The sequence below is a fragment of the Oleiphilus sp. HI0080 genome (assembly GCF_001635135.1).
Window position 1 is genome coordinate 1 of record NZ_LWFU01000157.1, and the last position, 353, is coordinate 353.

Annotated in this window: 1 protein-coding gene; it reads right to left on the reverse strand. The window is 39.7% G+C overall.

From position 1 onward, the window contains the following. Positions 1–236, reverse strand: a 236-nt coding sequence (locus A3751_RS01835) for a type II toxin-antitoxin system Phd/YefM family antitoxin (RefSeq protein WP_068451487.1), incomplete at its 3' end; no start/stop codon positions are given. Positions 237–353 lie beyond the last annotated feature (117 nt).

Here is a 353-nt window from a genome sequence, read left to right on the forward strand (position 1 = left end):
TGCTCCTCGGCTTTACCTGCACGATATTGTTGGATTGATTTACTTAGATGAGCTGCATTTGCGGGACTCTTGAGCAAGTGCACGGTTTCCATTAGCCCATTAAATTGATCAAGTGACATAACGACAGCATCCTCTGCGTCACGTCTTGTGATAACCGTATAATCAGCATCATCTACCACCTGATCTAATACACTTTTAAGCTGATTTCTAGCTTCGGAGAAATTAACAACTTTCATAATCACCACTCTATATGTACAATTTATAAGACAAGTATATCCTGTTCTATATATTGTGCAAGTATGAGCTACTAATAAGATTTAACGCCAAGCTAAGCGGCAAAAGCTGCGTAGCAG